This window comes from Yoonia sp. R2-816 (assembly GCF_046762905.1).
Taxonomy (GTDB): domain Bacteria; phylum Pseudomonadota; class Alphaproteobacteria; order Rhodobacterales; family Rhodobacteraceae; genus Yoonia.
Window position 1 is genome coordinate 1 of the sequence record NZ_JBKQXN010000352.1, and the last position, 26,470, is coordinate 26,470.

Sequence of the window (26,470 nt, forward strand, 5' to 3'; positions counted from 1 at the left end):
TCAACACGGATCTGACAAACTCATGTCGCGATCTCCGTCCAGCATCCCTCCAAACGAGGACAGAACAATGAAATTTCTACAAACACTCACACTCGCCGCGCTTGCAGCGTTTCCGGCCCAACTCATCGCGCAATGCGATCAAGGGGAACAAAAGCTGATCTTCAGCATTATCACATCGCTGCAAGGCCATCCCAAGGGCGAAGCTGCACTGGCCTATGCCGAGCAGGTCAACACGCAGCTTGATGGTCGCTACTGTATTGAGGTCGTTGGTAATAGCGAACTTTACGCCGATGATGAAAAGCTGTGGCAGGCGATGTTGGATGGTGAAGTGCATTTTGCAGCGCCCAGCCCCACCAAGATGACCCAGTTTGCCAACAAGCTGGCGCTGTTTGACCTTCCATTTCTGTTTGACGGCCCGCTGCACGCGCTTGAGTTCCTTAGCTCTGATGCCACCGAGGAAATCTATGAGCAGCTGGAAGATGATGGTTTCTATGGCATGACCTTCTGGTCGAACGGCATGCGCCACTTCTCGGCCACACGCCCGATGCGATTGCCACGCGATGCCGATGGATTGACTTTCCGTGTCCAATCCTCATCGCCGATCATGGCGGCAATGTTAGAAACGATGGGTGTCACCCCACGCAAGATGGCTTTTGCTGACGTACTTGGCGGCCTTCAATCGGGCGAGGTTCAAGGGCAGGAAAACACCTTCTCGAATATCGACTCCAAAGGTTTCTACACCGCCCAGGCCGCGACCACTGAGACCAGTCATCATTATCTGGGATACCTCGTGTTCACAACAACATCGTTCCTCGACGGTCTTGATCCGGAGACTCGCAATATCTTTATCGACACGATGAAACTTGTATCGCACGAACGGAACCGATTTGCCTTTGAGTTGAACCAGATCAGCCGTCAGAACATCATCGAGGATGACGGTATCGTCATCAGTCTGACGGATGAGGAGCGGCAAGCCTGGCGCGATGCGTTCGAGCCGATCTTTGATGAATTCAAACCGGCCATTGGCGAAAGTTTTGTTGATCGTGCGCTTGAGATCAACGCGAACGCCAACCCTTTCGATTAACCCAACCCGAACGCAAACCTACCCACTCACCTACCAAAGAAACGGGCCCTTCATGGGGCCCGTTTTGCCTTGCACGTACTTGGTGTTACGCAAGGGTCAGGTTGGGGCGTTGCCTGAGTCTCGCATACCTACCCGGTGCTTGCCGCAAGCTCATCGTCTAGCGCGCTCGCAAAAAACCCCTGAAATGCTGATACGACATCCGCGGATTTCTCTTCCGCGAGGTAGTGCCCACCATCTATGGGCCAACCGCGGACATCTTCTGCTCTTTCGCGCCACAGCGCCAGACAGTCGAAATGTTTTTCAATTGCCCCGTGCCTCCCCCACAATGCGAGCACGGGCATCCTGAGACGTTTCGTATCCATGTCATCATGCGCCTGGTCGATCGTGATCGCGGCCCGATAGTCCTCGCAAGAGGCGTGGATAACCGCGGGATCGCGAAAGTAGGTCAGATATTCATCAAGCGCTTGGCGGACAAAAGGTTGCAGCCCCGCCGACCCTGAACCGCATTTTTTGAGCCAATAGTAGTCGCTTGTCCCTTGGATCAGTGTTTCTGGAAACGGATAGGCCTGGGTCAGCCAGTACCAGTGCCAGTATGTCTGGGCGAATTCACTGTCGCCATCTCGGTACATTTCGCGTGTCGGCGCAATATCTAATGAAGCCAGCGCAATCACCCGCTCGGGATGATCGGCCGCAAGTCGATGCGCGACGCGCGCGCCTCGGTCATGCGCCCCTATGAAAAACCGTGAATGGCCAAGCGCATCCATTACCTCAACCATGTCAATGGCGGTTGACCGCTTGGAATATGGCGCATGATCTGCGTCCGTCTTTGGCTTGTGCGACCTGCCATAACCACGCAGATCGGCACAAATAACTGTGTAGTTCTGCGCCAATTGCGGGGCCACCTTGTGCCACATTGCAGAGGTTTGTGGATACCCGTGTAGCAGGAGAACCGCAGGGCCCTTGCCAGCTATCCTGCAAAATACCCGCCCTGCATGTACATCAATGAACTCTTCGCGAAATCCATCAAAGAAGCAATCGGCGACAAGTGCTTCGGATAATGCGGTCGTAAAATTCAAACCCATGGCCATCTCGTCTGCAGAAAGTTTCGACGAACCATAGTCGAGATCAATTTCGAGATTAATGTAGAAATACATATAAATGCTTTCCGCTCAATTATTCGGTGCTGGTGGCCCTAGAAAAGTGCAACGATCAGGGAGGAAACATCATGAAAAACATTACAAGACGCCATTTTGGCAAGGGCGCGCTTGGGCTCGGCCTGACGGCTGCCGCGCTTGGAGCACCGTCTATCCTGCGCGCAAATACTTATCCAAGTCGCGCGATCAATTACATAATTCCGTTCAATCCCGGTGGCGAAAGCGATGTGACCGCTCGGTTCCAGCAACCGTTCTTCGAAGAGATCACCGGCCAAAGCGTTGTGATCCAATCCAAGCCGGGTGCCGGCGGCGCAACGGCTTGGGCGCAGTTGAATGGGTTTGACCCCGATGGTCACACGATCATGAACACAATCGTACCACACACCGTTTTGCAGCCAGCCATGAAAGACGTGGGATATCAGACCGCTGACATCAACAATGTCTTCTTCTTCCACTATACGCCCGACGCGATTGTCGTGAAGGCAGACAGCCCCTATCAGACGTTACAGGACCTGATTGATGACGCGTCGGCTAACCCTGGCACTGTGACCTTCGGCGGCTCTGGCACCAACACAGCCAACCATCTGGCATCGCAGATTTTTATGGATATGACAGGCGCTATCACAACCTACATTCCATTCCGCGGGTCAGCCCCGGCAATGACGGCTGTGCTGGGTGGGCAAATCGCCGCCGCGATGAGCTATACGACCCAAGGCGTCAAGGCCGGCGAACGGGTGCGCACGCTTGCGGTTGCCACGAATGAACGGGTTGCGGCTTTGCCTGATGCGCCAACGTTCAAAGAATTGGGTTATGATCACGTCGGCGGGGCCTATCGCGGCGTCGCCGTGCCCGCTGGAACGCCGCAGGACATTCAGCAGCGCCTGTCCGACATCCTGCAACAGATCAATGCGAACCCTGACTTCCAGGCGCAGATGACCGCCGCCGGGTACGAAGTGATTGACGTTCCTCTGGGTGACGTGCCCGGTTTCATTGAAGAGCGCAGGGCCGCGTACGCCCCTGCGATCGAACGCCTGAAATCGGCATAACGCCCATTCCCCCGCGCGGAACAGCCGCATCGCGTGGGGGGACCCGTTTCCCAAGAGGTTCATATGATCGACGCCCTATTGTCGGCGGCAACGCCCTTTAACCTGATGCTGGCCTTGATCGGTGTCGTGCTTGGAACAGTTATCGGTGCCTTGCCGGGGCTGTCTGCGACAATGGCCGTGGCTGTTCTGGTGCCGTTTACATTCACCATGGACCCTGCATCAGGGCTGATCGCCCTGGGCGCGGTCTATACCGGGGCGATTTATGGCGGAGCCTATGCCTCCATTCTTGTGAACACCCCCGGCACGCCTGCTGCGATTGCAACTGCCCTTGATGGTTTCCCGATGGCCAAGCGCGGTGATGGTGATCTGGCTGTAACGATTTCTTGTTTTGCTTCTGCCTTTGGCGGGTTGGTTGGCGCGCTTGCGCTGCTGATCGTGGCTCCACCGCTTGCGACAATTGCGCTGAAGTTTGGACCGGTCGAATATTTCTGGCTTGCGATCTTTGGGTTGTCGCTGATTGCGGTACTGTCGAAGGGGGCAACGTTGAAGGGATTGATTGGCGGCTTCCTTGGCCTTGGCCTGTCGACCATCGGCTCAGCCGTTGTGGGCGGTGATGTCCGCTATACCTTCGGCAATCCCGTCATGCTGGGTGGCATCCACATTATCCCTGCGCTGATTGGCCTGTATTGCGTGCCGGTTCTGCTGAACATGGTCGCGACGCAAGACCCGCATATCGAGCGTGCTGCAGGCGGCAAGGGTGCCCGCGTGGGTGAGGCCTTGGGCCTGATGTGGCGGTCCAAGTTCAACCTCGTCCGCAGCTCTGTGATCGGGACAGTTGTTGGTATTTTGCCTGCCGCTGGAGGTGCTGTTGCAGGTCTGGTCGCCTATTCAGAGGCGCAGCGAACATCAAAGCAACCCAATGAATTCGGCAAAGGGGCTGTTGACGGCGTAATCGCGTCAGAATCCGCTAATTCCGCTACGGTCGGGGGCGGTTTTGTTCCGACACTGGTTTTGGGCATCCCCGGCACGCCCCCTGACGCTATCATTCTGGGCGCTCTGATGGTGCAGGGAATCCGCGTTGGTCCGCAGCTTTTTGCTGAACAGGCTTCAACCGTTTATACGTTCATCTTCGGGCTGCTGTTTGCGACAATCCTGATGATCCCGGTGGGTCTGCTGATCGGGCGCACGGCGTTTCGGACGATCTCCTCCATCCCCAAGGCAGTGCTGGCCCCGGCCATTGGTGTTTTGATCATGATTGGTTCTTTTGCAGTGGAACAGAACGCCACCCATGTCGTGATGATGGTGGCACTTGGCGCTTTTGCCTGGGTCGCGCTAAAATACGGGTTCGAGGCATCGCCAATTGTGTTGGGCCTGATCCTTGGGCCGATTGCCGAGCAGGGCTTTGTCCAAGGCTATCTGATCGGCAATGCTGCGGGCAATATCTGGGGCGAATTCTTTACTCGTCCAATTTCCATCGCAATCATCGCTTTCACCATGCTGACCTTGCTTTGGCCGGTGTGGACCGGTCGTAAGGGCCGCGCGCTAAAGGGGGCCCTGCAAAATGAATAGGGTCCTGCACCGAGATCTGATCCCAGCAATCGGCCTGTTCATCTTCGGCAGCTACGCCCTGTGGGAAGCACGTGAAATGTCAGTTTTCGGCGCGATCTTTCCGCAGCTTGCCGGTGGGGGTCTGGTATTGGGTGCGCTGACACTGGCCCTGCGCGCCGTGGTCTTAGCCCCCGTGACAACACCTGCCAAAGGCACGCTGCTGCGTCCGATCCTGATGCTGGTGAGCCTGTTTGGTTGGTCCGTACTGCTCCCGGTTTTGGGATTCATCCCAACCTCGCTGATCGGCGCGGGCCTGTGCATGTTGATCGCGCAGCAAACCAAGGTCCCGCCAAAGACACTGGCATTGCAGTTTGTGGGGCTCGTGGGGCTGGTGCTGCTGATGGCGATGATCTTTGGTCAACTTCTTAACGTTCCATTACCCTAAGGCTGTCATGTCCCTCACACTTTATGAAAAGCTGGTGCACCAGCATATGGTTGCCGAAATCGACGCGGAACATGTTCTGCTTTACGTCGATTTCCATATCATGAACGAATACACCAGCCCGCAAGCCTTTGCCGGGCTACATGCCGCAGGGCGATCGGTCCGACGCCCGGAGGCGCATCTTGCCGTTGTCGACCATGTGAATCCGACACAGTCCATCAGATCGCTGCACGAAATCGCGGATGCTGGGGGACGCCTGCAGATTGAGACACTGACGCAAAACTGTAGTCGCCATGGCATTCAGTTGTTTGACCTTTTCGATCCCAGACAGGGGATCGAGCATGTGGTCGTGCCTGAAAACGGGTTTGCCTGGCCCGGCATGGTCATCGCTTGTGGCGACAGCCACACCACGACCTATGGTGCCTTTGGTGCCTTGGCATTTGGCATCGGCACGTCCGAGATCGAACATGTTCTGGCAACACAGACACTAGTCTACAAAACGCTGAAACCGATGCTGGTAGTGGTTGATGGCGTATTGCCTTTTGGGGTGACGGCCAAGGACATCGTGATGGCCTTCGTGGCAGATGTCGGTGCGGCGGGCGCTTCTGGCTATGCGGTGGAGTTTACGGGAACAACGGTCAGCGCGCTCAGTGTGGAAGCGCGCATGACATTGTGCAACATGGCTGTTGAGGCTGGCGCGCGGGCGGCTGTGATAGCACCGGATCGACAGGTGTTTGACTACCTAGCAGATCGACCACATGCGCCAAAACCGGGAGATTTGGAGGCCGCTAAGGCCCATTGGCGCAGCTTGCAATCGGACCCTGATGCCCAGTTCGCCCGTATCGTTCAGCTGAACGCGGCAGATATTGCACCATTAGTCACATGGGGGACCAGCCCTGATCAATCCGCTCCGATCACGTCGGTTGTTCCAGAACCTGCGAGCGAAGCACATGAACGTGCGCTTGCCTATATGGGGCTGTCAGCGGGCCAAAACCTGACAGATATCCGCATTGACAGGGCCTTCATCGGATCATGTACCAACGCTCGGATCGAGGATTTGCGCAAGGCGGCCCGCATCTTGGATGGGCGTAAGGTCGCTGATGGTGTGACGGCCATTGTTGTGCCCGGATCGAAACAGGTTCGCAGGGCTGCAGAGGCCGAAGGACTGGATCAAGTATTTCGACAGGCAGGTTTCGAATGGCGTGGCTCAGGATGTTCGATGTGTCTTGCGATGAATGACGATGTCGCCGTTGATGGGGAACGCTGCGCCTCATCCACCAACCGCAACTTTGAAGGGCGTCAGGGCCGCGGCGCGCGCACCCATTTAATGAGCCCGGAAATGGTCGCTGCGGCAGCCCTGATTGGCAAACTGTCGGATGTGCGTGAGATCATGGAGGCCGCCGTATGACGCCCTTTACCACCGTCACTGGCATTGCGGCACCCTTGCCGACACCCAATATCGACACCGATGTGATCATGCCAAAACAGTTCCTCAAACGGATCGACCGAGAGGGTTTGGCGATTGGTGCGTTTCACGATCTTCGCTTTGACGCAACAGGCGTGGAAAGGCCTGAATTCATCCTGAACCAGCATCCCTATCGCGCTGCGAAGTTTCTGATCTGTGGCGATAACTTTGGCTGCGGCTCCAGCCGTGAATACGCGGTGTGGGGCCTTTTACAGCTTGGTATTCGCGCCATTATCGCCCCCTCGATTGCCGGCATTTTCTTTGGCAATTGTGAGAAGAATGGTTTGTTGGCGATCACTCTGCCAAAGTCTGACGTCGCACTTCTTTTATCCCGTGCGGTGGGGCGTGACACTTGCACCATGGAAATCAATCTCAAAGCAGAAATGATCAAAGCAGACGGTTTGGCCATGCCGTTCAAGATCAATCAGAACCGCAAGCAACTGCTGCTAACCGGTGCAGACCATATCCAACGCACCTTGGATATGTCTCCCCAAATCCAAACCTATGAAAAAGATCAACACAGGACCCTACCGTGGTTTTGGAACCGACCGTCTGCGTGATCGACCAACCCGCATCAAAGAAAGATCAAACACATGTCCAAGACATATAGAATTGCCAGCATACCTGGCGACGGGATCGGGAAAGAGGTCCTGCCCTATGGGCAAGCCGTCGCTGATCGTGCTGCCCGGAAACATGGTTTTTCCATTGAATGGACCCCATTTGACTGGTCGTGCGAACGATATCTTGAAACCGGGCAGATGATGCCCGACGACGGCATTGCGCAGCTCAAGGCCTTTGACGCAATTTACCTTGGTGCTGTCGGGTGGCCAACCGTACCTGATCATGTGTCCTTGTGGGGCCTTCTTTTGCCTATCCGGCGAGAGATGAACCAATACGTCAATATGCGTCATGTGCGATTGCTTGACGGCATCACATCACCGCTTGCCGGGCGCAAACCAGACGATATAGATTTTGTCGTCGTGCGGGAAAACGTGGAAGGCGAATATTCCGACATTGGCGGACGCATGAACCGGGGCACCCCTGACGAAATGGCATTTCAAGAGGCCGTGTTTACCCGCAAGGGCACAGACCGCATCATGCGATACGCGTTTGAGCTGGCCCAGAAACGCGCCCGCAAACACGTCACATCAGCCACCAAATCCAACGGTATCAAGCATTCCATGCCATTCTGGGACGAACGCTTTGCAGAGATGTCAAAGGCCTATCCAGAGGTCAGCACGGATCAATTTCACATAGACATCCTGACCGCCCATTTTGTCCGTAATCCCGACTGGTTTGATGTGGTCGTCGCCTCCAATCTGTTTGGTGACATTCTATCAGACCTCGGCCCTGCGATTGCAGGGTCGGTCGGTATTGCCCCGTCAGCCAACATCAATCCAGAACGCGAGTTTCCATCGATGTTCGAACCTGTGCATGGATCTGCACCTGATATTGCGGGAAAGGGTATTGCGAACCCAATCGCTGCGATCTGGACCGTGGCAACGATGCTGCAGCATCTGTGCGAAGAAGGCGCAGCTGACGATGTCGAAGGCGCCATGCAACAAACTCTCTTGCGCAGTGGCAGCAAGACCGCAGACTTGGGCGGAACAGCCAAGACAAAAGACTGCGCAGAGGCTGTGTTGAGAAAAATGCAATAGAACGCGTTCAGTTTAGCAAATACCGCTATTTGGACCCATAGGCGCTGACGCCAGACAATTAAAATGGTGAGCCGTGATGGGTTCGAACCATCGACCTACTGATTAAAAGTCAGTTGCTCTACCAACTGAGCTAACGGCCCACGTGAGGGGCTACTTAGAAAGCCGTTGCGTTCCGGTCAACCCCCAAATGCCCTGATCTCTGGATAAGTCCCAAGGCTTTGTCTATATGCCCGCTATGGCCACTGATGACGCGACATATCTGCCCTTCATGAAGATGCATGGGCTCGGCAATGACTTTGTTGTTGTGGACGAACGGGGAATCGTTCCGCGTGTCGCTGCGGCTGTTGCCCTGGCGATGGCGGACCGGCATCGTGGTGTGGGCTTTGACCAGTTGGCCGTTTTGTCGGACACTGACGATGCCGATGTTCATCTGACATTCTGGAACAGCGATGGGTCGCAATCAGCCGCCTGCGGCAACGCCACCCGTTGCATCGCAAACTACCTGATGGAGAACGGCGGCAAGGACAGTTTGCGGATAGCCACAGCACGCGGCATTCTGGAGGCGCGCAGCACCGAGAACGGGCAAACTTCCGTCAATATGGGCCAGCCGCAGCTGGAGTGGGATGCGGTGCCGCTGGCGCGCGCGATGGATACTCTCGAATTGCCGATAGACGGCGCGCCAACGGCCACTGGCATGGGTAATCCGCACTGCACCTTCTTCGTTGAAGACGCGGAGGCCATTGATCTGACTACCCGTGGCGCCGCGATGGAGCATCACCGCCTGTTTCCCCAGCGAACCAATGTGCAATTCGCCAGCTTGCTTGCAGATAATCACCTGCGGATGCGTGTATGGGAGCGTGGGGTTGGTGTCACACTTGCCTCTGGCTCTTCTTCCTGTGCGACGGCTGTCGCTGCGGCCCGGCGTGGTCTGACCGGGCGGGATGTAACGATCACCCTGGACGGTGGTGATTTGCAGATCAGTTGGCGCGATGATGGTGTCTGGATGACCGGCCCCACTGCCCATGTATTTGACGGCCAATGGCGGCTCTGATGGATCGCAAAGCCCCCCTTTTTTCCAATCATGGCTGCCGGTTGAATGCCTATGAAACAGAGGCGATGAAAGAACTCGCCACTGCCTCCGGTGTTGAGAATGCGGTGATCGTGAATACCTGCGCTGTGACTGCAGAGGCCGTGCGCAAGGCCCGGCAGGATATCCGCAAGCTGCGCCGCGATAATCCGCATGCCAAGCTGATTGTCACCGGTTGCGCGGCCCAGACAGAACCAGACACTTTTGCCACTATGGCCGAGGTCGATGTTGTCCTAGGTAATACCGAAAAGATGGACCCGGCCACATGGCGGGGTATGGCCCCCGACCTGATCGGCCAGACCGAACCGGTGCGGGTGGATGACATCATGTCGGTCACCGAAACGGCTGGACACCTGATTGACGGGTTTGGCACGCGCAGCCGCGCTTATGTGCAGGTCCAGAACGGATGTGATCATCGCTGCACGTTTTGTATCATTCCGTATGGGCGGGGCAATTCCCGGTCTGTCCCTGCGGGGGTTGTCGTGGACCAGATCAAGCGATTGGTCGATCGTGGATACAATGAGGTTGTGCTGACCGGTGTCGACCTGACAAGTTGGGGGGCTGATCTGCCCGCCGCGCCCAAGCTGGGTGACCTGGTGATGCGCATCTTGCGCTTGGTGCCGGATTTGCCGCGGCTGCGCATCAGCTCCATCGACAGCATCGAAGTTGATGACAACCTGATGCAGGCGATTGCGGCCGAACCCCGGCTGATGCCGCATTTGCACCTGTCGCTGCAACATGGAGATGACCTGATCCTGAAGCGGATGAAGCGCCGCCATCTGCGCGACGATGCCGTCCGGTTCTGCGAAGAGGCCCGGCGCTTGCGTCCGGACATGACATTTGGCGCCGATATCATTGCGGGTTTCCCGACCGAGACGGATGAGATGTTCGCGAATTCGCTGGCATTGGTCGATGATTGCCATCTGACGTGGCTTCACGTCTTTCCCTATTCACCCCGTCCCGGCACGCCAGCGGCCCGAATGCCGCAAATAAATGGCAAGACAATCAAAGCGCGCGCCGCCGCGCTACGAGGTGCCGGCGACGCCCGGGTCACCACGCATCTGAACGCTCAGATTGGCAAGGTTCATGAGGTATTGATGGAAAGCCCCCGGATGGGACGGACGGCACAATTTACCGAAGTCCGCTTTGCCAGTGATCAGCCGGAAAGTCAGATTGTGCACGCGACCATCACCGGGGTTGCGGGCCAACAGTTGACGGCCTGAGCATGACGGACCTCCCGATCCTGTGGTCGTTCCGGCGTTGCCCCTATGCCATGCGGGCGCGTCTTGCCATCCGATCCAGTGGGATTCAGGTGGCCCTTCGGGAAATCCTGCTGCGGGATAAACCAGCCCAGTTTCTTGCAACATCGCCAAAGGCGACAGTGCCGGTACTGGATACTGACCAGGAGGTTCTGGAAGAAAGCCGCGATATCATGATCTGGGCCTTGTCCCGCAGTGATCCTGACGGCTGGCTGGACATGCCGCCCGAGGGTCACACCCTGATTGATATGTGCGACGGCCCTTTCAAAACGGCGCTGGATCACACCAAGTATGCGGTTCGGTTTCCCGATCTGGATGAAGCGGAGGAACGGGAAAAGGCCTTGACCTTCCTTCGGACGCTGAATGATCGTCTGAGCGATACGCGCTTTTTGATGGGCCCGCGCCGTACACTTGCTGACATGGCGATCCTTCCGTTTGTGCGGCAGTTTGCGAATACGGATCGTGCCTGGTTTGACGGCTGCGGGCTTGGCCCTCTGACGGCTTGGCTCGACGATTTTCTGGAATCGGATGCGTTTGCTGCCATCATGCCCAAATACCCGCCTTGGCAAGAGGGGCAGGATGGGGTCTTGTTTCCTGCGTAACACCGGAAAAGGAACTGACCAATGCAATTGCTGATCTCGCCCGCTTCCCCATTTGTGCGCAAGGTGCGCGTTCTGATCCGCGAGGCTGATCTGCTATCGCAAGTGGAAGAGGTCGATGTATCGACAACACCGATGGCCAGCGACCCAAAGGTTATCGCGGCCAACCCTTTGGGCAAGATACCGGCATTGATCCGTGATGACGGTCCTGCGATCTATGACAGCCGGGTGATCACCCGGTTTCTAGATGATCGTGCTGGCGCCGGGCTTTATCCGCAAAGCGGTCTATGGGAAATCCTGACGCTTGAGGCGACCGCGGATGCGATCATGGATGCCGCCGTCAGCATGGCCTACGAGGTCAGATTGCGCCCCGATACGCAACAATCACCTGATTGGATAGAGGCGCAGTGGGGCAAGGTCGAACGCGGCGTCGCGGCGGTGAACAACCGCTGGATGAGCCATTTGTCCGGCAAGCTGAATATCGGCCAGATCGGGATGGCCTGCGCTCTGTCTTATCTTGATCTGCGCCATGATGCGCGCGGCTGGCGATCTGACAACACGGCACTTGCGGATTGGCATGCAGAATTCAGCACGCGCGACAGCATGGTCACGACGAAGCCCGAGGTTTAGAAGTTAAAGCTGACGCCGAGGTTAACGGCGTTGGTAATGATGTCGGTTTCCAGCGTGCCACCGGTATCAAGATCGGCTGTATTTGATGAAAAAGTACCCTTGTATTCGCCAAAAACCGACCACTGGTCGTTGATCGGGTAGGTGGCGCCGGCGATCCAGGTCGCCGCGGGGCCGGTCAGCTGATATCCAAATGTCTCGGACGTGCCACTTGTCACCTCGACATGGGGCAGCGAAACACCCAGTCCACCACCGACATAAGGGGTTACCTCACCAAACGCACCAGACCAGCGTCGGTAGGCGTTAACCGTGAGGGTGTTCAGACCGTCGGTGAATTCCAATACCTCATAGCCAGCCGGCAACTCGTCATTCTTGGGGTAGACCTTGTTATGTGTAAAGTCCAAACCATAGCCAAATGTATCGGACTGCCAGCGCGTCGCGCGGATACCGTAATATGGCGGTGCGCTGGACGACCGCCCCTCCCAGGCTTGCGAGAAATCGTCGTTGTCAATCTCGCTGTCGCCGCGAATCGCAATGTCAGAGGAGGGTGCAGACTGGATTCCGCCATAAAAGCTCAACTCAACCTCTGCGGTAGCAGCGGCTGGTGCGGCGATTAGGCATATGCTGGCAGCAATTGCGCGGATCATCAACGTTTCCCGACGTGAGTGGTCTTGAAATAAGAGTTAGGTCCGAGTGACCAGTCTGACAACAAAACATTAAGTGATCGCTAAGCATTACGAACAGCTTGTGTCAGCCCTGACACGAATCCAGCCCCAAAACAGGAAATTCGGCACCAAACCGGCAAAAACTGGCTCATACACACGACTTATGCGCCAATCGCTTGCGCATGATTCTTTCGCAACAGATCAGAATCGCCGATTTGGATTGATGGCATTTCTTTACGATGTCTTGGTGGATTTCGGTCATTGGTATAGACCATCCATGGATGCGCGCTAATGTCCGCTGGACTGATCATGTTTTGATGGCTAAACAGCGCCGGAATGGGCCGCCTGCTGTGTCGGTCTTTTGTCTTGTGGGGGCAATCGCCCTAAAAATATCGGAGAATCACCCCGTGTCACATACAGATGAACACTCGGGCACACGCCGGGATTTCCTATACTATGCAACTGCAGGTGCCGTGACAGTTGTTGCGGGTGCTGCGGTTTGGCCCCTTGTCAACCAGATGAACCCGTCTGCGGACGTGCTGGCGCTGGCCTCAATCCGTGTTGATATCAGCGCTGTTCAGCCCGGCACGCAGATTACGGTGCTGTGGCAGGGCAAGCCGGTTTTCATTCGGGCGCGCACGGAAGATGAGATTGCCGAGGCGCGGGCTGTTGATGTCGACTCGCTTCCTGATCCCGATGCTTACAATGAGAATCTGGGGGAAGTGCCGGCAACGGACGAAAACCGTGCATTGTCTGAAGATGGTGTGTGGCTGGTTCAGATGGGCGTTTGTACGCATCTGGGCTGTGTGCCATTGGGCGAAGATGGCGATTTTGGCGGTTGGTTCTGCCCTTGTCATGGATCGCATTATGATACGTCCGGTCGTATCCGCCGCGGTCCGGCACCCCGCAATCTTCCCATTCCTGTAGCGTCCTTCGTGGACGAAACAACAATTCAACTCGGTTAAGGAGAGAGCGCCATGGCTGGTATTCCTCACGACCATTACGAACCAACATCAAAGGGTGAAAAGTGGCTTCACTCGCGTCTGCCGATTGTCGGATTGCTGTATGATACACTGATGATCCCCACGCCCAAGAACCTGAACTGGATGTGGATCTGGGGTATCGTTCTGGTTTTCACGCTTGTTTTACAGATCGCTACCGGCGTTGTTCTGGTCATGCATTATGTGCCGCATGTCGATATGGCGTTCGCATCGGTCGAACATATCATGCGCAACGTGAATGGCGGCCATATGATCCGCTATTTCCACCAGAACGGCGCATCGCTGTTCTTTGTCGCTGTGTATGCCCACATGTTCCGGTCGCTTTATTACGGATCCTACAAGGCCCCGCGCGAGGTGACATGGATCATCGGGATGCTGATGTATCTGCTGATGATGGGCACGGCGTTCATGGGTTATGTGCTGCCCTGGGGTCAGATGTCGTTCCACGGGACTGCCGTGATTACCGGTCTTTTCGGGGCGATCCCGTTTGTTGGTGAATCAGTTCAGACCTGGTTGCTGGGCGCATCAGCTGTTGGTCAGCCGGCACTGAACCGCTTCTTTTCGCTGCACTATCTGCTGCCATTTGTTCTGTTGGGTCTGACGATTGTTCATGTGTGGGCGTTCCACACGACTGGCAACAACAACCCGACCGGCGTCGAAGTCCGCCGCACCAGCAAGGAAGACGCGCAGAAAGACACGCTGCCGTTCTGGCCCTATTTCGTGATCAAGGATCTGTTTGCCTTGGCGGTTATTCTGGCCATCTTCATGGCTGTTGTCGGGTTCATGCCCAACTATCTTGGCCACCCGGACAACTATATCCCTGCCAACCCGCTGGCCACACCTGCACATATTGTACCTGAGTGGTACTTCCTGCCATTCTACGCCATTCTGCGCGCGTTTACGGCCGATGTGTGGGTTGTTCAGATTGTTCAGTTCCTGAGCTTTGGCATCATCGACGCCAAATTCTTTGGGGTGCTGGCCATGTTCGGTGCTATCGCCGTGATGGCGCTGGCCCCATGGCTGGATACATCAACCGTGCGATCCGGTCGGTATCGCCCGATGTTCAAATGGTGGTTCTGGCTGCTGGTTGTCGACTTCATCGTGCTGATGTGGGTTGGTGCCCGCCCGGCAGAGTTCCCGTATGACTGGATCTCGCTGATCGCGTCCACCTACTGGTTCGCTTACTTCCTGATCATCCTGCCGCTGCTTGGTGTGATTGAGAAGCCGCTGACGCCGCCAGCAACTATCGAAGACGACTTCAACGCGCACTACGCGCCGAAAACCGGGGGCACAACAACCCTGGTCAAGCCGGCCGAGTGAGAAAGGATCCAAGACTGATGTTCCGCAAACTCACAATGACTGCTGCAACGGCCCTTGCCCTGACTTCAGGGCAGGCCATGGCGGCGGAAGTCGAAACGCATATCGAAGACTTTGCGTTTTCGTTCGAAGGCCCGTTTGGCAGCTATGACCAGATGCAACTTCAGCGCGGTCTGCAGGTCTATACCGAGATCTGCGCGGCCTGCCACGGGCTGGAATACGTCGCATTCCGCAACCTGTCTGACGAAGGTGGCCCCGGCTTGCCCGAAGATCAGATGCGGGCTTATGCCGAATTCTATGAGATCTTTGACCAGAGCCTGTTTGATGGCGAGGGTGACTTCCGCCCGGCAACACCAGCCGACAAGTTCCCCTCTTCCAGCTTGTCCAACGCCCCGGACCTTAGTCTGATGGCCAAGGCGCGGGCCGGTTTCCACGGCCCCGCGGGCACGGGGATCAACCAACTTGTTAAGGGTATGGGTGGCGCTGAATATATTGCGTCGCTGCTGACGGGCTATGAGGACGAACCTGAATGCGCGCTGGAAGGCGACCCGATGGACGGCTATTACAACGTTGCCTTTGCCGCCGGTGGTTTCCCTGACAGTTGCAAGGATGAGAACGGCAAGCACAAAGTACCGGGCAGCTGGATTGCCATGGCACCGCCGCTTTATGGTGACGATGTTGCATATGCCGACGGCCATGCAACAGACCTGCACCACGTCGCCGAGGATGTATCGGCATTCCTCATGTGGACGGCCGAGCCGAAGATGATGGCGCGCAAGCAAGCTGGTCTGACCGGTGTGATTTTCCTTACTGTCCTTTCAGTGCTGCTTTATCTGACGAACAAGCGTCTTTGGGCACCGCATAAGAAAAAAGACTGAGCTGTATTTGCTCAAGAATGCAAAGGCCCGCCAATTGGCGGGCCTTATTCATTACGGAGTCAACCTGATTGCCCCAAGTAGCTGGCCAAGGCGGGCGGCGGTGATGCAAACAGTTCTGTCGTTGGTACTGGCGCGGCGGCAATGCCATCAGCGACAAGCACCGTTTCGCCAGCCACCTGTTTGGCGTCTGCCGGATCATGCGTCACCATGATAACAGTCCGGCCTGCCTTCAGCAGCGTCTGCTGCACCAGGTCGAGCATTTCGTCTTTCAAGCCAGGGCCAAGCGCCGCAAAAGGTTCGTCCAGAAGGACGACGGGGCGATCGGCCAGCAAAACACGCGCCAGGGCGGCCCGGCTTTGCTGGCCACCTGAAAGTGCCGCCGGTCTACGGTCGCCCATCCCATTCAGACCGACCTGATCAAGAACCTGCATGACCTTGGTCTGCTCTTTCGACGACAGCGCGAGGCGCGGTTGCAAGGCAAGACCAGCATTTTGCGCAACAGTAAGATGTGGGAACAGATTGTTGTCCTGAAAGAGAATGCTGATTGGCCGCTCGCCTGGTGACAAATCAGTGATGTCGGCGCTCTCATACAATATGCGACCAGCGGAGGGCGCCAGAAATCCGGCAAGCACAGACAACAATGTTGATTTTCCCGCACCGGATGGACCGATTAGCGCGGTGATCGTTTCCTTGGTGAATGCAATGTCTGCGCGCAGTACAAAGTTCCCCTGTCTGATCTGGACATTTTCACAGTTGAGCATTGGCGCGGCCCCCTCGATCACACAGCCAGAACGCCAGCAGGCTGAGCGCCAGCAAGAGAAGCCCCGCGCTCGCCGCCGCCTCCATCCGGTAGGCGCCCATCAGTCGGTACATGGCGAGGGGCAATGTCTCTTGCGTTTCGCTGGCGAACAGAGCGATGACGCCGAGATCACCCATCGAGAGTGCTGCTGCAATACCCGCCCCGAAACCCAGTGGGCGGCGAATCCGCGGCAAAACCACAATCCAAAGCCACGCCCAAGGCCCCAGCCCAAGTGTGGCACCAAGCCGTTCGAAATCCTGTCTCACACTGGCAATCGCCGGCGCAATTGACCGCAATGCAAAAGGCAGCGCGAGTGTTGCATTGGCCAGCGCCGTCACGATCAAGGCGACCTTGGCCGGGTTAACATACGGATAGACCAACAGAAACGCGCCTGTGCCGACCACAAGTCCAGAAGCCGCAAGTGGCAACGCGCCAATTATTGTGACTGTCCGATTGGTCGATAGCCCCAGTGCTATAGCCATTGCGGTGCAAAGAATTGCGGACAGGCTCGCCACCGCTATTGATCGTAAGGCAGCCCACCAGATTGATATTGGCATATCAAATAGGCCGGGGATCCCGCGGACGATGATCATTCCAAGCGGTAGCAACAGAAATAGGGCCGCCAGAGCGATCACAATGCCGTCGGCAAACGGGGCGGGCAGGTTCCAGCGTTGCACAGTCCGATCCAGCCCGCCACTCAGCTGATCGTGTTGGCTGACCTGCCAGACGAGCAATGCAGCGGCAGTACACAGGGCAAACTGCACACTTGCCAGAAGGGCCGCACGCCCGAGATCAAAGTCGAATCGCAATGCCTGATAGATCGCGAGTTCGACCGTTGTGGCCCTTGGACCGCCGCCCAGCGTCAGTGCGACGGCAAAGCTGGTCAGGCAAATCAGGAATATGACCAGAAACGTCCCCGGTACGACCGATCGTAGCATGGGCCGCTCAAGTAACTGCCAGACCGGAGCATTCAATGTGGCCGCCAGCCGGAACCGCTCTGCCGGTACCGCCAGCCAGCCCTGTAGGATCAGACGTGTGGCAAGCGGCAGATTGAAAAAGACATGCGCCAACACGACGCCGTGGAAGCCGTAGATCGAGAATGTGGGCAGCCCGATCACGCCCAGCGCGGTATTCAGCACGCCACTCCGCCCAAAGATGGTCAGCAGCGCCATGACCGCCACGATCACTGGCAGCAGGAATGGTGCGCCCAGAAGCGTGATCAGCAAACCGCGCCCAGCAAATTGTCGCCTGGCCAGCGCACGGGCAACCGGGATGGCCAGAACCGTGCTGAACGCGGCCGACGCTAATGCTTGCAACACAGTGAAACGGATTGCAGCCCAATCAGCGACCGATATCCCATCGTCCCACTCTGCCCGCCACGCCACGGCGGCCAGAGTGCCAAGCGTCAGCGCGATGACGAGCGCTGACGCAGTAACCCCGGGCCACCGCGGTGCTATTGAGAAAGGGCGGAGCGCCATTCATCCAATGCCGCGTCGCGGGCGGCTGCCGCTTCTTCCGGCGACAACAGCAGTGCTTTCGTTGGGGTGAGCAACGTATCAAAACCATCAGGCAGCCCGTCAACGGGGGTCGCTGCTGGATACATCCAGTTTGTGGTTGGGATCACGTTTTGGAATGCATCGGTGACCATGAAGGCCATAAACTGGTCCGCCAATTCGGGCTGGTCAGTGCTCGCCAGCTTTCCGGCAACTTCGACTTGCAAATAGTGCCCTTCGTCAAAGCCCCAAGCGATCTTGCTGGCATCTTCTTCGGCGATCAGATGATAGGCGGGTGATGTGGTATAGGATAATACGGCGTCCGCCTCGCCATCCAGAAACAGACCATAGGCCTCTGACCAGCCGGGTGTCACTGTCACAATATTGTCGGCCAGATCGGCCCAAATGCTCTGGGCTTTATCGCCATAGGCAGTTTTGACCCACATCAGTAGCCCAAGGCCGGGCGTTGATGAACGCGGGTCCTGAATGACGATGCTGATGTCGCTATCGGCCAACGCCCGCAGTGATGTCGGTGCGGGTTCGCCTGCATTGCCCACAAATGCGAAGTAACCCCAGTCAAATGGCAGAAAGTTAGGGTCTTCCCATGCAATCGGCAGGCTCAGTTCCGCCTCGACGCCATGTGGCGCGAAAAGCCCTGTGTCCCGCGCAGCGGCAGTCAGATTGGTATCAAGCCCCAGAATGATATCGGCGTCGGTCCTTGGCCCTTCCAATTGCAGCCGGGCGAGCAGCGCAGCACCGTCGCCGGCGCCCACAAATTGCAGGTCGCAACCGCATACCTCTTCAAACGCGGTTTCAATCGCCGGACCCGGCCCCCATTCGCTGGTAAAACTGTCATATGTCAGGACCTGCAGCACCGGGGTCTCTGCCAATGCGCCAGAAGCACAAAGGGCGAGTCCCGCAACAGCTGGCAGATAGGTGGTCTTGTGCATCTTATCCTCCAAATGCGACGGGCGGATTTGGGGGTAAGCGAGAGTGCCATACCTTCCCTCCGCCGGTCTTAACCGGTTCAGGTTCAACGGGTCCGCTTACGCATCTCAGCCATCTCTGGCCCCCCGAGGTGTGCCCTAGCTAGGCTGGATCAGCGTCGGTGACAAGGGAAACCTCTTGAGCCTGATTGTCACGCCCGCTAGACCCGTGCGGACAGCAAAGGGGTATCCGATGTCGATCAACAGTTTCGGTCATCTGTTCCGGTTCACCACCTGGGGTGAAAGCCATGGACCGGCATTGGGGGCGACAGTTGATGGATGCCCGCCCGGCGTGCCGCTGGAACCCGCGATGATCCAGCAATGGTTGGACAAGCGCCGCCCCGGCCTGAACAAGAACACGACCCAGCGAAATGAACCCGATGCGGTTGAAATCATGTCCGGTGTGTTTGAGGACCGCACAACCGGCACGCCTATTCAGTTGATGATCCGCAATACTGATCAGCGTTCGAAAGATTATGGCGATATCGCTAATACGTTCCGCCCCGGCCATGCGGATATCACCTATCACCAGAAATACGGATTGCGCGATTATCGGGGCGGTGGCCGATCAAGTGCCCGCGAGACCGCATCACGCGTGGCAGCGGGCGGCGTGGCCCGCGAAGCTATCAAATCAATTGCGCCGGGGGTCGAGATCAGGGGTTATATGACCCAGATGGGCACCAAGCAGATCGACCGGGACCGCATGGACTGGGACCAGATTGACCAGAATGATTTCTTTTGCCCGGACGCGGCCGCGGCAGCTGAGTGGAACGATTATCTGGCTTGGTTGCGCAAGGATGACCACAATTCGGTTGGAGCCATTATCGAAGTTGTCGCACGTGGGGTGCCAGCGGGCATCGGCGCTCCGATCTATGCCAAGCTGGACACGGATCTGGCCGCTGCCATGATGTCGATCAACGCCGTCAAGGGTGTGGAGATTGGCGAAGGTATGGCCGCCGCCGCCCTGACGGGTCGCGACAATGCCGATGAGATCTATATGGGGAATGACGGTCAGCCTGCCTATGCGTCCAATCATGCGGGTGGTATATTGGGCGGTATCAGCACCGGGCAGGACATCGTCGTGCGCTTTGCGGTCAAGCCGACCTCTTCCATTCTTTCGCCACGCAAATCCATTCGTATGGACGGATCACAGACAGAGGTCATTACCAAGGGCCGCCATGATCCTTGTGTGGGCATTCGGGCGGTGCCGGTGGGCGAGGCGATGATGGCCTGTGTCATTCTTGATCATCTGCTGCTGGATCGTGGCCAGACGGGTGGGGTGCGCGGGATCATTGGTTAATCGGGTGCGCGATTCAAATCCTCTTGCCTAGCCAGCAGACCACACACTAGGAATATCGGTGTTGTGCGTTGTAACCACCTGATATGGTTTTTCGACGATAACGGGGGAATCATGCTGCAAACTTCTCGATATGTCCTGACCGCCTTGCTTTGTTTCAGCCTTGCTGGTTGCGGCATCCCGCGCGGCGCAGGTTTCCAGTCAGAGGTATTGGCGGCGTCGTCTGTCCAGCAAACTGAGACTGGCGTTGAGCAGGTTCGTGATTTTGCCGTTTTCGACGTTACCCGCGAAACATTGCCAACACTGCAGTCATGGCCGGACAAAGATGCGCGGCGTTATCGTTGGGTACCGGATAATCAGTCGGCGACGTCCCTGATCATCGCACCGGGCGACAAGATGCAGTTGACGGTCTGGGATGCATCGGAAAACTCTTTACTGTCCGGAACCGGGCAGCGCGTGACCCCGCTACAGGATATTGAAGTCAGTTCAAGTGGTCAGATCTTTGTGCCATATATCGGCGAATTGAAGGTGTCAGGCATGTCGCCCACGACCGCACGTGCGCGGATCGAAGAACAGCTGACGCAGACCATACCATCCGCACAGGTTCAGCTAATCGTGACCCCGGGACGCACAAATACGGCAAATGTTGTCAGCGGTGTCGGTGCCCCGGGTATCTATCCGTTGGAGTACCGCAATACCCGCTTGCTGGATCTTCTTTCGCTAGCTGGTGGTGTTCCACCTGATACGATCAACCCGCAGGTTCGCCTTGCGCGGGGCAATACCGTTTATGGCATCGCCTATGAGCGGCTGCTGGAGGATCCTCGACTGGACACGACCATTCGCGGTGGTGACCGTGTATATGTCGAACAAGAGGATCGCAGTTTCCTGTCATTGGGAGCTACCGGCACGCAAGCCATTCACCCGTTTCCCAAGGATCATGTGACGGCTCTTGATGCATTGGCCATTGTTGGCGGCGTGAACCCGGGCCGCGCTAACCCGCAGGGCATTTTGGTTCTACGTGAATATGATGTCAGCGATGTGCGCACTGACGGGGCCGGACCACCGCAGGAGCGTGTTGTTTTTACCCTTGATCTGACATCCGCTGATGGACTGTTTTCGGCAGCGCAATTTGCAATCCAGCCCAATGATCTTGTCTATGGTACCGAAAGTGCGCTCGGCCCTGCGTTTACGCTGGTGAACGTGTTCCGGACGATAACAACGATATCGAACTAGGTCATTAGAACAGATCGATATCCAGCGCGAGTGTGCTGTAATTCGTGACCCCATCGATATGCAGTACATTGCCATCGTTTAGATCAATCGTGGCACGAGTACCGTCGAACGAGCTATAGACCGCCAGCACATCCTGCGCAGAGGTCAACCCGGTCCATAACGATGCATCAAGTGTGATCTGATCCAGCCCTTGTGTGAAATCGGTGATCGTATCGGTTCCACCGTTGAATACAAACGTGTCGGCACCCGCGCCACCGGCAAGCAAGTCGTCGCCCGCATTACCCTCTAGTCGGTCATCGCCTGCGCCACCATAGAGCCGATCATCCCCGGCCCCGCCCCGTAGCAAATCCGATCCGGCACGACCCAGCAGAACGTCGGCACCGCCACCACCGGCAGCATTATCATCACCGGCGCCCGCAATGATGATATCCATGCCGTCACCGCCGATCAGATCGTCGTTGCCAGCGCTTCCTTCAATCAGCGCCGCATTGAAGGACGCCAAACCCGAACCACCCGTAAGTGCATCCCGCAAGCCCGAAAGACTGGTTGCCTTGACCACGGCGATCACACCCCCGTCATCCATTGAACCACCCGGTTCGTTGGCAGGACCGTCAGGGCCTGTCGGATTGGTATCGGGGGATGGTGTTGCCGGGCCGGGATATCCCGGCTCGATGGTTGTCGAGAACCGCATGCCATCCCCGATCAAATCGGCAGTTGTCAGTTCTCTGTAGTCGATGAAAGACCCGTCAGCGCCGCGCACGATAAGCAATTCATCCCCATAGGCGATATCCATGCCATAGGATTGAATGGTGAAGGTCAATTGACTGATATCGCGCAGCAATGACCACTGAGACAGATCGAGCTTGTCTTCACCCAAGGTGAAGTCTGTGATTGTGTCGACCACGCCATCGCGCGACAGAACAAACACATCCGCGTCGGCGCCGCCGGTCAGAGTGTCACTGCCATTGCCATCGCGCAGAATGTCGTCTCCTTGATCTGCCTCAATCAGATCATCGCCATCGTGGCCCTGTAGAATGTCATTGCCTATTGTTCCTGACAAAAGCCCGCCAGCCAGAATCGCTGTTGTTGTGACGCCCGTTGGTCCGCCGTCATAACGCAGTTGCGTTATCCCGGTTTCGCTGCTGCTGGCGACAAAGATGTCCAAACCGTCATCGCGACTGCGCGCGGCAATGGCGCTTATATTATCCAATCCCATATCGACCGTGTCCTCAATATGGGCGCGGGACAACAGGTATCCCCCCTCCAGCAGGACAAAGATGGAAACACCGTCATCTGCCCCGGCGGCGATGACGTAAGTCTGGCCGTTATGGTTGACGACCTCCAGCGCTGTGATTCCGGCAAACCGGGAATTCAGGCTGTCGAGCAGATGATCCCGCATGGTCAGACTGCCATCAATTCCGACCTGCATGACGCTGATGGTGCTGCTACCCGCAGCACCCAGCAACAGATAGGTGCTACCGCCAACCATTGCGGTTTGCATCACGCTCGGCGCACTGATCCACAGTCCCTCATCAGGATTGATATGGTCGCTGGTGCGGACCGAACCGTCGGGTGCCACGGCCCAACTTGTCACTGCGTTTTGGAGCGGGTTGGCCGTAAACAGGTAGTTTGTGCCACCAATATCGGCTTTTGCCACTGCGGCGATATTGCCGGCATGCCCAGTATCGGGGGTCAGGATGATGGCGTGATCAGTCAGCGCCCCAGTACTGTTGAAGGAGAGTTGCGCGATACCTGCATTGCCGGCCAATGCTCCAAAAACGGCCTGATCACCGCTCGCCAAATTGATCGTTGCGCCGTACTGAAAACCGCCAAAAATGGCAGGCAACGTGTCCAATGTATCATCGACCGCGAATGTACCATCAGATTGTAGAGTGAGCGTCTGCAGAACCCCCCCGGTTCCGCCGCCGGTCACCAACCCGGTTGCGACGCCCGGGCCAAACGCTGTCAGCGTGCTGGTACCGCCCGGCCTGTCGCCGCCGTCAAAGTTCAACGTGTCGATCAGCGCGATAGAACCGGTATCCATTTGCCAGCTTTGCAGGACCCCATCATAGCGTGTGGTGCTCAGAAGAACCGGATTGCCGTTGTTATAGACGACTTCTAGATCGGTGATCCGGGATCTTTCCAGATCAATCTCGGCGGTCGTATAGCTTACGAGATAGAATGATGACATGGATGGTCCCCCCCAGGACCGACAACCAATATGGCTTGATGTCAGGATGTCTTTTGGGGGCGACCTGCCGATGTCCGAATTGGGGCGCAGGCGTGAACCTTGACCGGCAATTGGCTCAATAACATCGTGTATTTTAGTCGATAGTAGAGGTTTCGACGTTGAAGCTGTGTCATCGTGCAGGCTAGAACGACATGCATCCAACAGACAGGAGCGTGCGATGCCGCCGAAATTCGGAACCAGTGGATTGCGGGGCCTCGTGACAGAGCTGACGGTGCAATGCGTGAACGATCACATCGCGGCCTTCATTGCATCATGTAATGTCGGGACTGGTTTGTATCTTGGCCATGACCTGCGCGATTCGTCCCCTGATATTGCCGGGATGGTTGCCACTGCGGCCCGGCAGCAAGGCGTTGCCGTGATCAAGTGCGGCGCAGTGCCCACGCCGGCACTGGCCCTTGCGGCCATGAGCGCTGGTGCCGGAGCCGTCATGGTCACCGGCAGCCATATACCGGCTGATCGTAACGGGTTGAAATTCTATACGCCGGACGGTGAGATCACGAAGGCCGACGAAAGCGCCATACTCGCCGATCTGGGTGCAGAAAGTACTGCTGTTGATGGCCCGGCGGTTGTCGCAAATGATACAGTCGCCGATGCCTACACGAACAGGTATCTGACCGCATTTGGTGCCGCCCTCGACGGTATGAAAATCGGCCTTTACGCTCATAGTGCTGTCGGTCGGGACATGATGGCAGGGTTGCTGACAAGATTGGGCGCGGAGGTGAGCGTGCTTGGCTCTTCGGATGTTTTCATTCCCGTTGACACCGAAGCTGTCGCGCCAGATGTGCGCCAGCAGCTCAAAAGCTGGGCCAGCTCTGCGGAGTTTGACGCAATTGTCTCGACCGATGCCGATGGTGACCGCCCGCTTGTGACGGATGCGCGTGGTCAGATCGTGCCAGGTGACGTGCTGGGCCAGATCGCCGCCGCGATGCTAAAGGCAGAGGTTGTGGTCACACCCATTTCGTCCAACACCGGGGTCGAGGCCGGCGTCAAGTTTGAAAAAGTGATCCGCACCAAGATTGGATCGCCTTATGTCATTGCCGAGATGGCCAAGACCACGTCACGTATCGTCGGCTATGAAGCGAACGGGGGATTTTTGCTTGGTTATGATGCAATGGGTCCGTCCGGCTCGCTACCCAAGCTAATCACCCGCGATGCGTTATTACCAATGTTGTGCTGTCTTTCCGCCGCGCGTGGGAAAGGCGTATCAGCAGTCGTTTCGCAAGAGGCACCGCGGTTTACGGCAGCGGACCGGTTACAGGACATCCCTACCGAACGTTCCGCTGCGCTTGTGGAAGCGCTGGCGAATGATGCAGAGAAGCGCGCGGATTTTCTGAAACAACTTTCAGGGAGCGAGTCGGATCATTCAACCTTGGATGGGTTGCGAATGACATTGAATGATGGGCGCATCGTGCATCTTCGACCTTCCGGGAATGCGCCTGAACTGCGTCTTTATGTAGAGGCGGAAACAATCGCGCGTGCCGCCAAGACACTGGACGACGGGTTGGCACTGTTGCGAACGGCCACTGCGGATGTCCTCTAATTCAGGATTTGTACCCATTCGGGTTGCCTGATTGCCAGACCCAGGTGCTGGATGTCATGTCATCCAGATTGTGTTCCGCGACCCATTTCAGTTCGTGCCTTGCGCGTGTCGCATCGGCCTGCATGGCAGCAATGTCACCATCCCGACGCGCCGCGACTTTAGTGGGTATCGTCTTGCCGCTGGTCCGTTCAAAGGCGGCGACCATATCCAGCACGCTATAGCTCTGGCCGGTTCCGACATTGAAGGCCCGCGCGCCGGTCGCCTTGTCAGCATAGCCAAGCGCGGCCACATGGGCGCGTGCGAGGTCGACAACATGGATGTAATCCCGCAGCCCCGTCCCGTCAGCGGTATCATAATCATCGCCAAAGACAGTCAGCGCGTCACGCTTGCCGATGGCGACCTGCGCGATATAGGGCATCAGGTTGTTGGGAATGTCGCTGGGATCCTCGCCAATCTGGCCAGAGGCATGCGCGCCCACCGGGTTGAAGTACCGCAAGAGTACCGCAGTGGCATCGGTTTGTGCGGCTGTCCAATCGGTCAATATCTGTTCGACCATCAGCTTCGACCGGCCATAGACGGAGGTGGGGTTGGTCGGATGTGCCTCGTCATAGGGCAGGTATTTCGGGACCCCGTAAACCGTCGCAGATGATGAGAATACAATCTTCCGGCAGCCGATCCGATCCATCGCCCGCAGCAGGCAAAGTGTGCCCGAGACGTTGATATCGTAATAGTGCAGCGGGCGTTCCTGACTTTCGCCAACGGCCTTGAGCCCTGCAAAATGGATCACCGCCTCCGGCTGAAACGCATCCATGATATCATCGAGCTTGACGCTGTCGCGCACATCACCGATGTGATCGACCAATGTGCCATTGGACAGGCTGCGGATGCGCACGAGAACCTCTGGCGATGCATTGCAGTAATTGTCGACCACGCAAACCTCATGCCCTTGGGCCATGAGTTCAAGCAACGTGTGGCTTCCGATATAGCCCGCACCACCAGTGACTAAGACCCGCATGTGTCAAACCCCCATTGCGTTGCGCA

24 protein-coding genes, 1 tRNA gene and 1 riboswitch are annotated in these 26,470 nt (G+C 57.0%); of the genes, 17 read left to right on the forward strand and 8 right to left on the reverse strand.

Annotated features, from left to right (window positions below; translation table 11 throughout):
• Nucleotides 1-1,084 (forward strand): DctP family TRAP transporter solute-binding subunit (locus ACFWW2_RS26570; RefSeq protein WP_393933667.1); only part of this gene is annotated, 1,084 nt, incomplete at its 5' end.
• A gap of 128 nt (nucleotides 1,085-1,212) precedes the next feature.
• Here ACFWW2_RS26570 and ACFWW2_RS26575 read toward each other — a convergent pair.
• Nucleotides 1,213-2,166, reverse strand: coding sequence for an alpha/beta fold hydrolase (locus ACFWW2_RS26575; RefSeq protein WP_393933669.1), 954 nt, complete (start codon nucleotides 2,164-2,166; stop codon nucleotides 1,213-1,215).
• 143 nt (nucleotides 2,167-2,309) lie between these two features.
• Between ACFWW2_RS26575 and ACFWW2_RS26580 the strand changes: the two genes are divergently transcribed.
• The 6 genes from ACFWW2_RS26580 to ACFWW2_RS26605 all read left to right on the forward strand — a co-directional run bounded on the left by ACFWW2_RS26580 (nucleotide 2,310) and on the right by ACFWW2_RS26605 (nucleotide 8,397).
• A complete protein-coding gene (locus ACFWW2_RS26580) occupies nucleotides 2,310-3,284 on the forward strand; it encodes a tripartite tricarboxylate transporter substrate binding protein (RefSeq protein ID WP_393933671.1) in 975 nt (324 codons plus the stop codon).
• A 63-nt stretch (nucleotides 3,285-3,347) separates the two neighbouring features.
• Nucleotides 3,348-4,853, forward strand: coding sequence for a tripartite tricarboxylate transporter permease (locus ACFWW2_RS26585; protein ID WP_393933673.1), 1,506 nt, complete (start codon nucleotides 3,348-3,350; stop codon nucleotides 4,851-4,853).
• The gene (locus ACFWW2_RS26590) at nucleotides 4,846-5,277 is read left to right on the forward strand and encodes a tripartite tricarboxylate transporter TctB family protein (protein ID WP_393933675.1); all 432 of its coding nucleotides are present in this window, start codon (nucleotides 4,846-4,848) and stop codon (nucleotides 5,275-5,277) included. The genes ACFWW2_RS26585 and ACFWW2_RS26590 overlap by 8 nt, the downstream gene beginning before the upstream one ends.
• A 7-nt stretch (nucleotides 5,278-5,284) precedes the next feature.
• Complete coding sequence (gene leuC / locus ACFWW2_RS26595) at nucleotides 5,285-6,682, forward strand: 3-isopropylmalate dehydratase large subunit (RefSeq protein WP_393933677.1); 1,398 nt, start codon at nucleotides 5,285-5,287, stop codon at nucleotides 6,680-6,682.
• Nucleotides 6,679-7,299: a 3-isopropylmalate dehydratase small subunit gene (leuD, locus tag ACFWW2_RS26600; RefSeq protein ID WP_393933679.1), complete on the forward strand. Its 621-nt coding sequence runs from the start codon at nucleotides 6,679-6,681 to the stop codon at nucleotides 7,297-7,299. Before leuC ends, leuD begins: the two co-directional genes overlap by 4 nt.
• Nucleotides 7,300-7,332: 33 nt before the next feature.
• The gene (locus ACFWW2_RS26605; RefSeq protein ID WP_393933681.1) at nucleotides 7,333-8,397 is read left to right on the forward strand and encodes a tartrate dehydrogenase; all 1,065 of its coding nucleotides are present in this window, start codon (nucleotides 7,333-7,335) and stop codon (nucleotides 8,395-8,397) included.
• Between the two features lie 64 nt (nucleotides 8,398-8,461).
• Here ACFWW2_RS26605 and ACFWW2_RS26610 read toward each other — a convergent pair.
• Nucleotides 8,462-8,537, reverse strand: a tRNA-Lys gene (locus tag ACFWW2_RS26610).
• 95 nt (nucleotides 8,538-8,632) lie between these two features.
• Here ACFWW2_RS26610 and dapF point away from each other — a divergent pair.
• From dapF to ACFWW2_RS26630, 4 genes are read left to right on the forward strand one after another with little or no spacing between them, the layout of a single operon-like run.
• Entirely contained in the window at nucleotides 8,633-9,448 is an 816-nt protein-coding gene (gene dapF, locus ACFWW2_RS26615; RefSeq protein ID WP_393933683.1) for a diaminopimelate epimerase, read from the forward strand.
• Nucleotides 9,436-10,707, forward strand: a complete 1,272-nt coding sequence (mtaB, locus tag ACFWW2_RS26620) for a tRNA (N(6)-L-threonylcarbamoyladenosine(37)-C(2))-methylthiotransferase MtaB (RefSeq protein WP_393933685.1) — start codon at nucleotides 9,436-9,438, stop codon at nucleotides 10,705-10,707. The genes dapF and mtaB overlap by 13 nt, the downstream gene beginning before the upstream one ends.
• A gap of 2 nt (nucleotides 10,708-10,709) precedes the next feature.
• Complete coding sequence (locus ACFWW2_RS26625) at nucleotides 10,710-11,345, forward strand: glutathione S-transferase (protein ID WP_393933687.1); 636 nt, start codon at nucleotides 10,710-10,712, stop codon at nucleotides 11,343-11,345.
• 21 nt (nucleotides 11,346-11,366) lie between these two features.
• Nucleotides 11,367-11,972 carry a glutathione S-transferase gene (locus ACFWW2_RS26630; RefSeq protein WP_393933689.1) on the forward strand — a complete coding sequence of 202 codons (606 nt, stop codon included), beginning with the start codon at nucleotides 11,367-11,369 and terminating at the stop codon, nucleotides 11,970-11,972.
• On the opposite strand, the gene ACFWW2_RS26635 is transcribed toward ACFWW2_RS26630, so the two are convergent.
• Complete coding sequence (locus ACFWW2_RS26635; RefSeq protein WP_393933691.1) at nucleotides 11,969-12,616, reverse strand: outer membrane protein; 648 nt, start codon at nucleotides 12,614-12,616, stop codon at nucleotides 11,969-11,971. The genes ACFWW2_RS26630 and ACFWW2_RS26635 overlap by 4 nt on opposite strands.
• 425 nt (nucleotides 12,617-13,041) lie before the next feature.
• On the opposite strand from ACFWW2_RS26635, the gene petA reads away from it, so the two are divergent.
• The 3 genes from petA to ACFWW2_RS26650 are packed head-to-tail and all read left to right on the forward strand — an operon-like array spanning nucleotide 13,042 to nucleotide 15,830.
• The gene (petA, locus tag ACFWW2_RS26640; protein ID WP_393933693.1) at nucleotides 13,042-13,599 is read left to right on the forward strand and encodes a ubiquinol-cytochrome c reductase iron-sulfur subunit; all 558 of its coding nucleotides are present in this window, start codon (nucleotides 13,042-13,044) and stop codon (nucleotides 13,597-13,599) included.
• A gap of 12 nt (nucleotides 13,600-13,611) precedes the next feature.
• Nucleotides 13,612-14,955 carry a cytochrome b gene (locus ACFWW2_RS26645; RefSeq protein WP_393933695.1) on the forward strand — a complete coding sequence of 448 codons (1,344 nt, stop codon included), beginning with the start codon at nucleotides 13,612-13,614 and terminating at the stop codon, nucleotides 14,953-14,955.
• A 17-nt stretch (nucleotides 14,956-14,972) separates the two neighbouring features.
• Nucleotides 14,973-15,830, forward strand: coding sequence for a cytochrome c1 (locus ACFWW2_RS26650; RefSeq protein WP_393933697.1), 858 nt, complete (start codon nucleotides 14,973-14,975; stop codon nucleotides 15,828-15,830).
• Between the two features lie 59 nt (nucleotides 15,831-15,889).
• Here the strand turns inward: ACFWW2_RS26650 and ACFWW2_RS26655 are convergent, their stop codons facing one another.
• The 3 genes from ACFWW2_RS26655 to thiB are packed head-to-tail and all read right to left on the reverse strand — an operon-like array spanning nucleotide 15,890 to nucleotide 19,072.
• Complete coding sequence (locus ACFWW2_RS26655) at nucleotides 15,890-16,591, reverse strand: ATP-binding cassette domain-containing protein (protein ID WP_393933699.1); 702 nt, start codon at nucleotides 16,589-16,591, stop codon at nucleotides 15,890-15,892.
• Nucleotides 16,578-18,107 (reverse strand): thiamine/thiamine pyrophosphate ABC transporter permease ThiP, encoded by a 1,530-nt coding sequence (locus ACFWW2_RS26660; protein ID WP_393933701.1) that lies wholly within the window; start codon nucleotides 18,105-18,107, stop codon nucleotides 16,578-16,580. Before ACFWW2_RS26660 ends, ACFWW2_RS26655 begins: the two co-directional genes overlap by 14 nt.
• On the reverse strand, nucleotides 18,083-19,072 hold the full coding sequence (thiB, locus tag ACFWW2_RS26665) for a thiamine ABC transporter substrate binding subunit (RefSeq protein WP_393933703.1): 990 nt from the start codon (nucleotides 19,070-19,072) through the stop codon (nucleotides 18,083-18,085). Before thiB ends, ACFWW2_RS26660 begins: the two co-directional genes overlap by 25 nt.
• 37 nt (nucleotides 19,073-19,109) lie before the next feature.
• Nucleotides 19,110-19,208: riboswitch (TPP riboswitch) on the reverse strand.
• A 93-nt stretch (nucleotides 19,209-19,301) separates the two neighbouring features.
• Between thiB and aroC the strand changes: the two genes are divergently transcribed.
• Together aroC and ACFWW2_RS26675 are read left to right on the forward strand one after the other, a co-directional pair.
• Nucleotides 19,302-20,408 carry a chorismate synthase gene (gene aroC / locus ACFWW2_RS26670; RefSeq protein ID WP_393933705.1) on the forward strand — a complete coding sequence of 369 codons (1,107 nt, stop codon included), beginning with the start codon at nucleotides 19,302-19,304 and terminating at the stop codon, nucleotides 20,406-20,408.
• A 111-nt stretch (nucleotides 20,409-20,519) separates the two neighbouring features.
• A complete protein-coding gene (locus ACFWW2_RS26675; protein ID WP_393933707.1) occupies nucleotides 20,520-21,638 on the forward strand; it encodes a polysaccharide biosynthesis/export family protein in 1,119 nt (372 codons plus the stop codon).
• A 4-nt stretch (nucleotides 21,639-21,642) separates the two neighbouring features.
• Here ACFWW2_RS26675 and ACFWW2_RS26680 read toward each other — a convergent pair whose 3' ends face one another.
• Nucleotides 21,643-23,829, reverse strand: coding sequence for a M10 family metallopeptidase C-terminal domain-containing protein (locus ACFWW2_RS26680; RefSeq protein WP_393933709.1), 2,187 nt, complete (start codon nucleotides 23,827-23,829; stop codon nucleotides 21,643-21,645).
• Between the two features lie 217 nt (nucleotides 23,830-24,046).
• Here ACFWW2_RS26680 and ACFWW2_RS26685 point away from each other — a divergent pair, with 217 nt between their 5' ends.
• Entirely contained in the window at nucleotides 24,047-25,429 is a 1,383-nt protein-coding gene (locus ACFWW2_RS26685; RefSeq protein ID WP_393933711.1) for a phosphomannomutase, read from the forward strand.
• A 1-nt stretch (nucleotide 25,430) separates the two neighbouring features.
• Here the strand turns inward: ACFWW2_RS26685 and galE are convergent, their stop codons facing one another.
• Nucleotides 25,431-26,444: a UDP-glucose 4-epimerase GalE gene (gene galE / locus ACFWW2_RS26690; protein ID WP_393933713.1), complete on the reverse strand. Its 1,014-nt coding sequence runs from the start codon at nucleotides 26,442-26,444 to the stop codon at nucleotides 25,431-25,433.
• Between the last annotated feature and the right edge of the window lie 26 nt (nucleotides 26,445-26,470).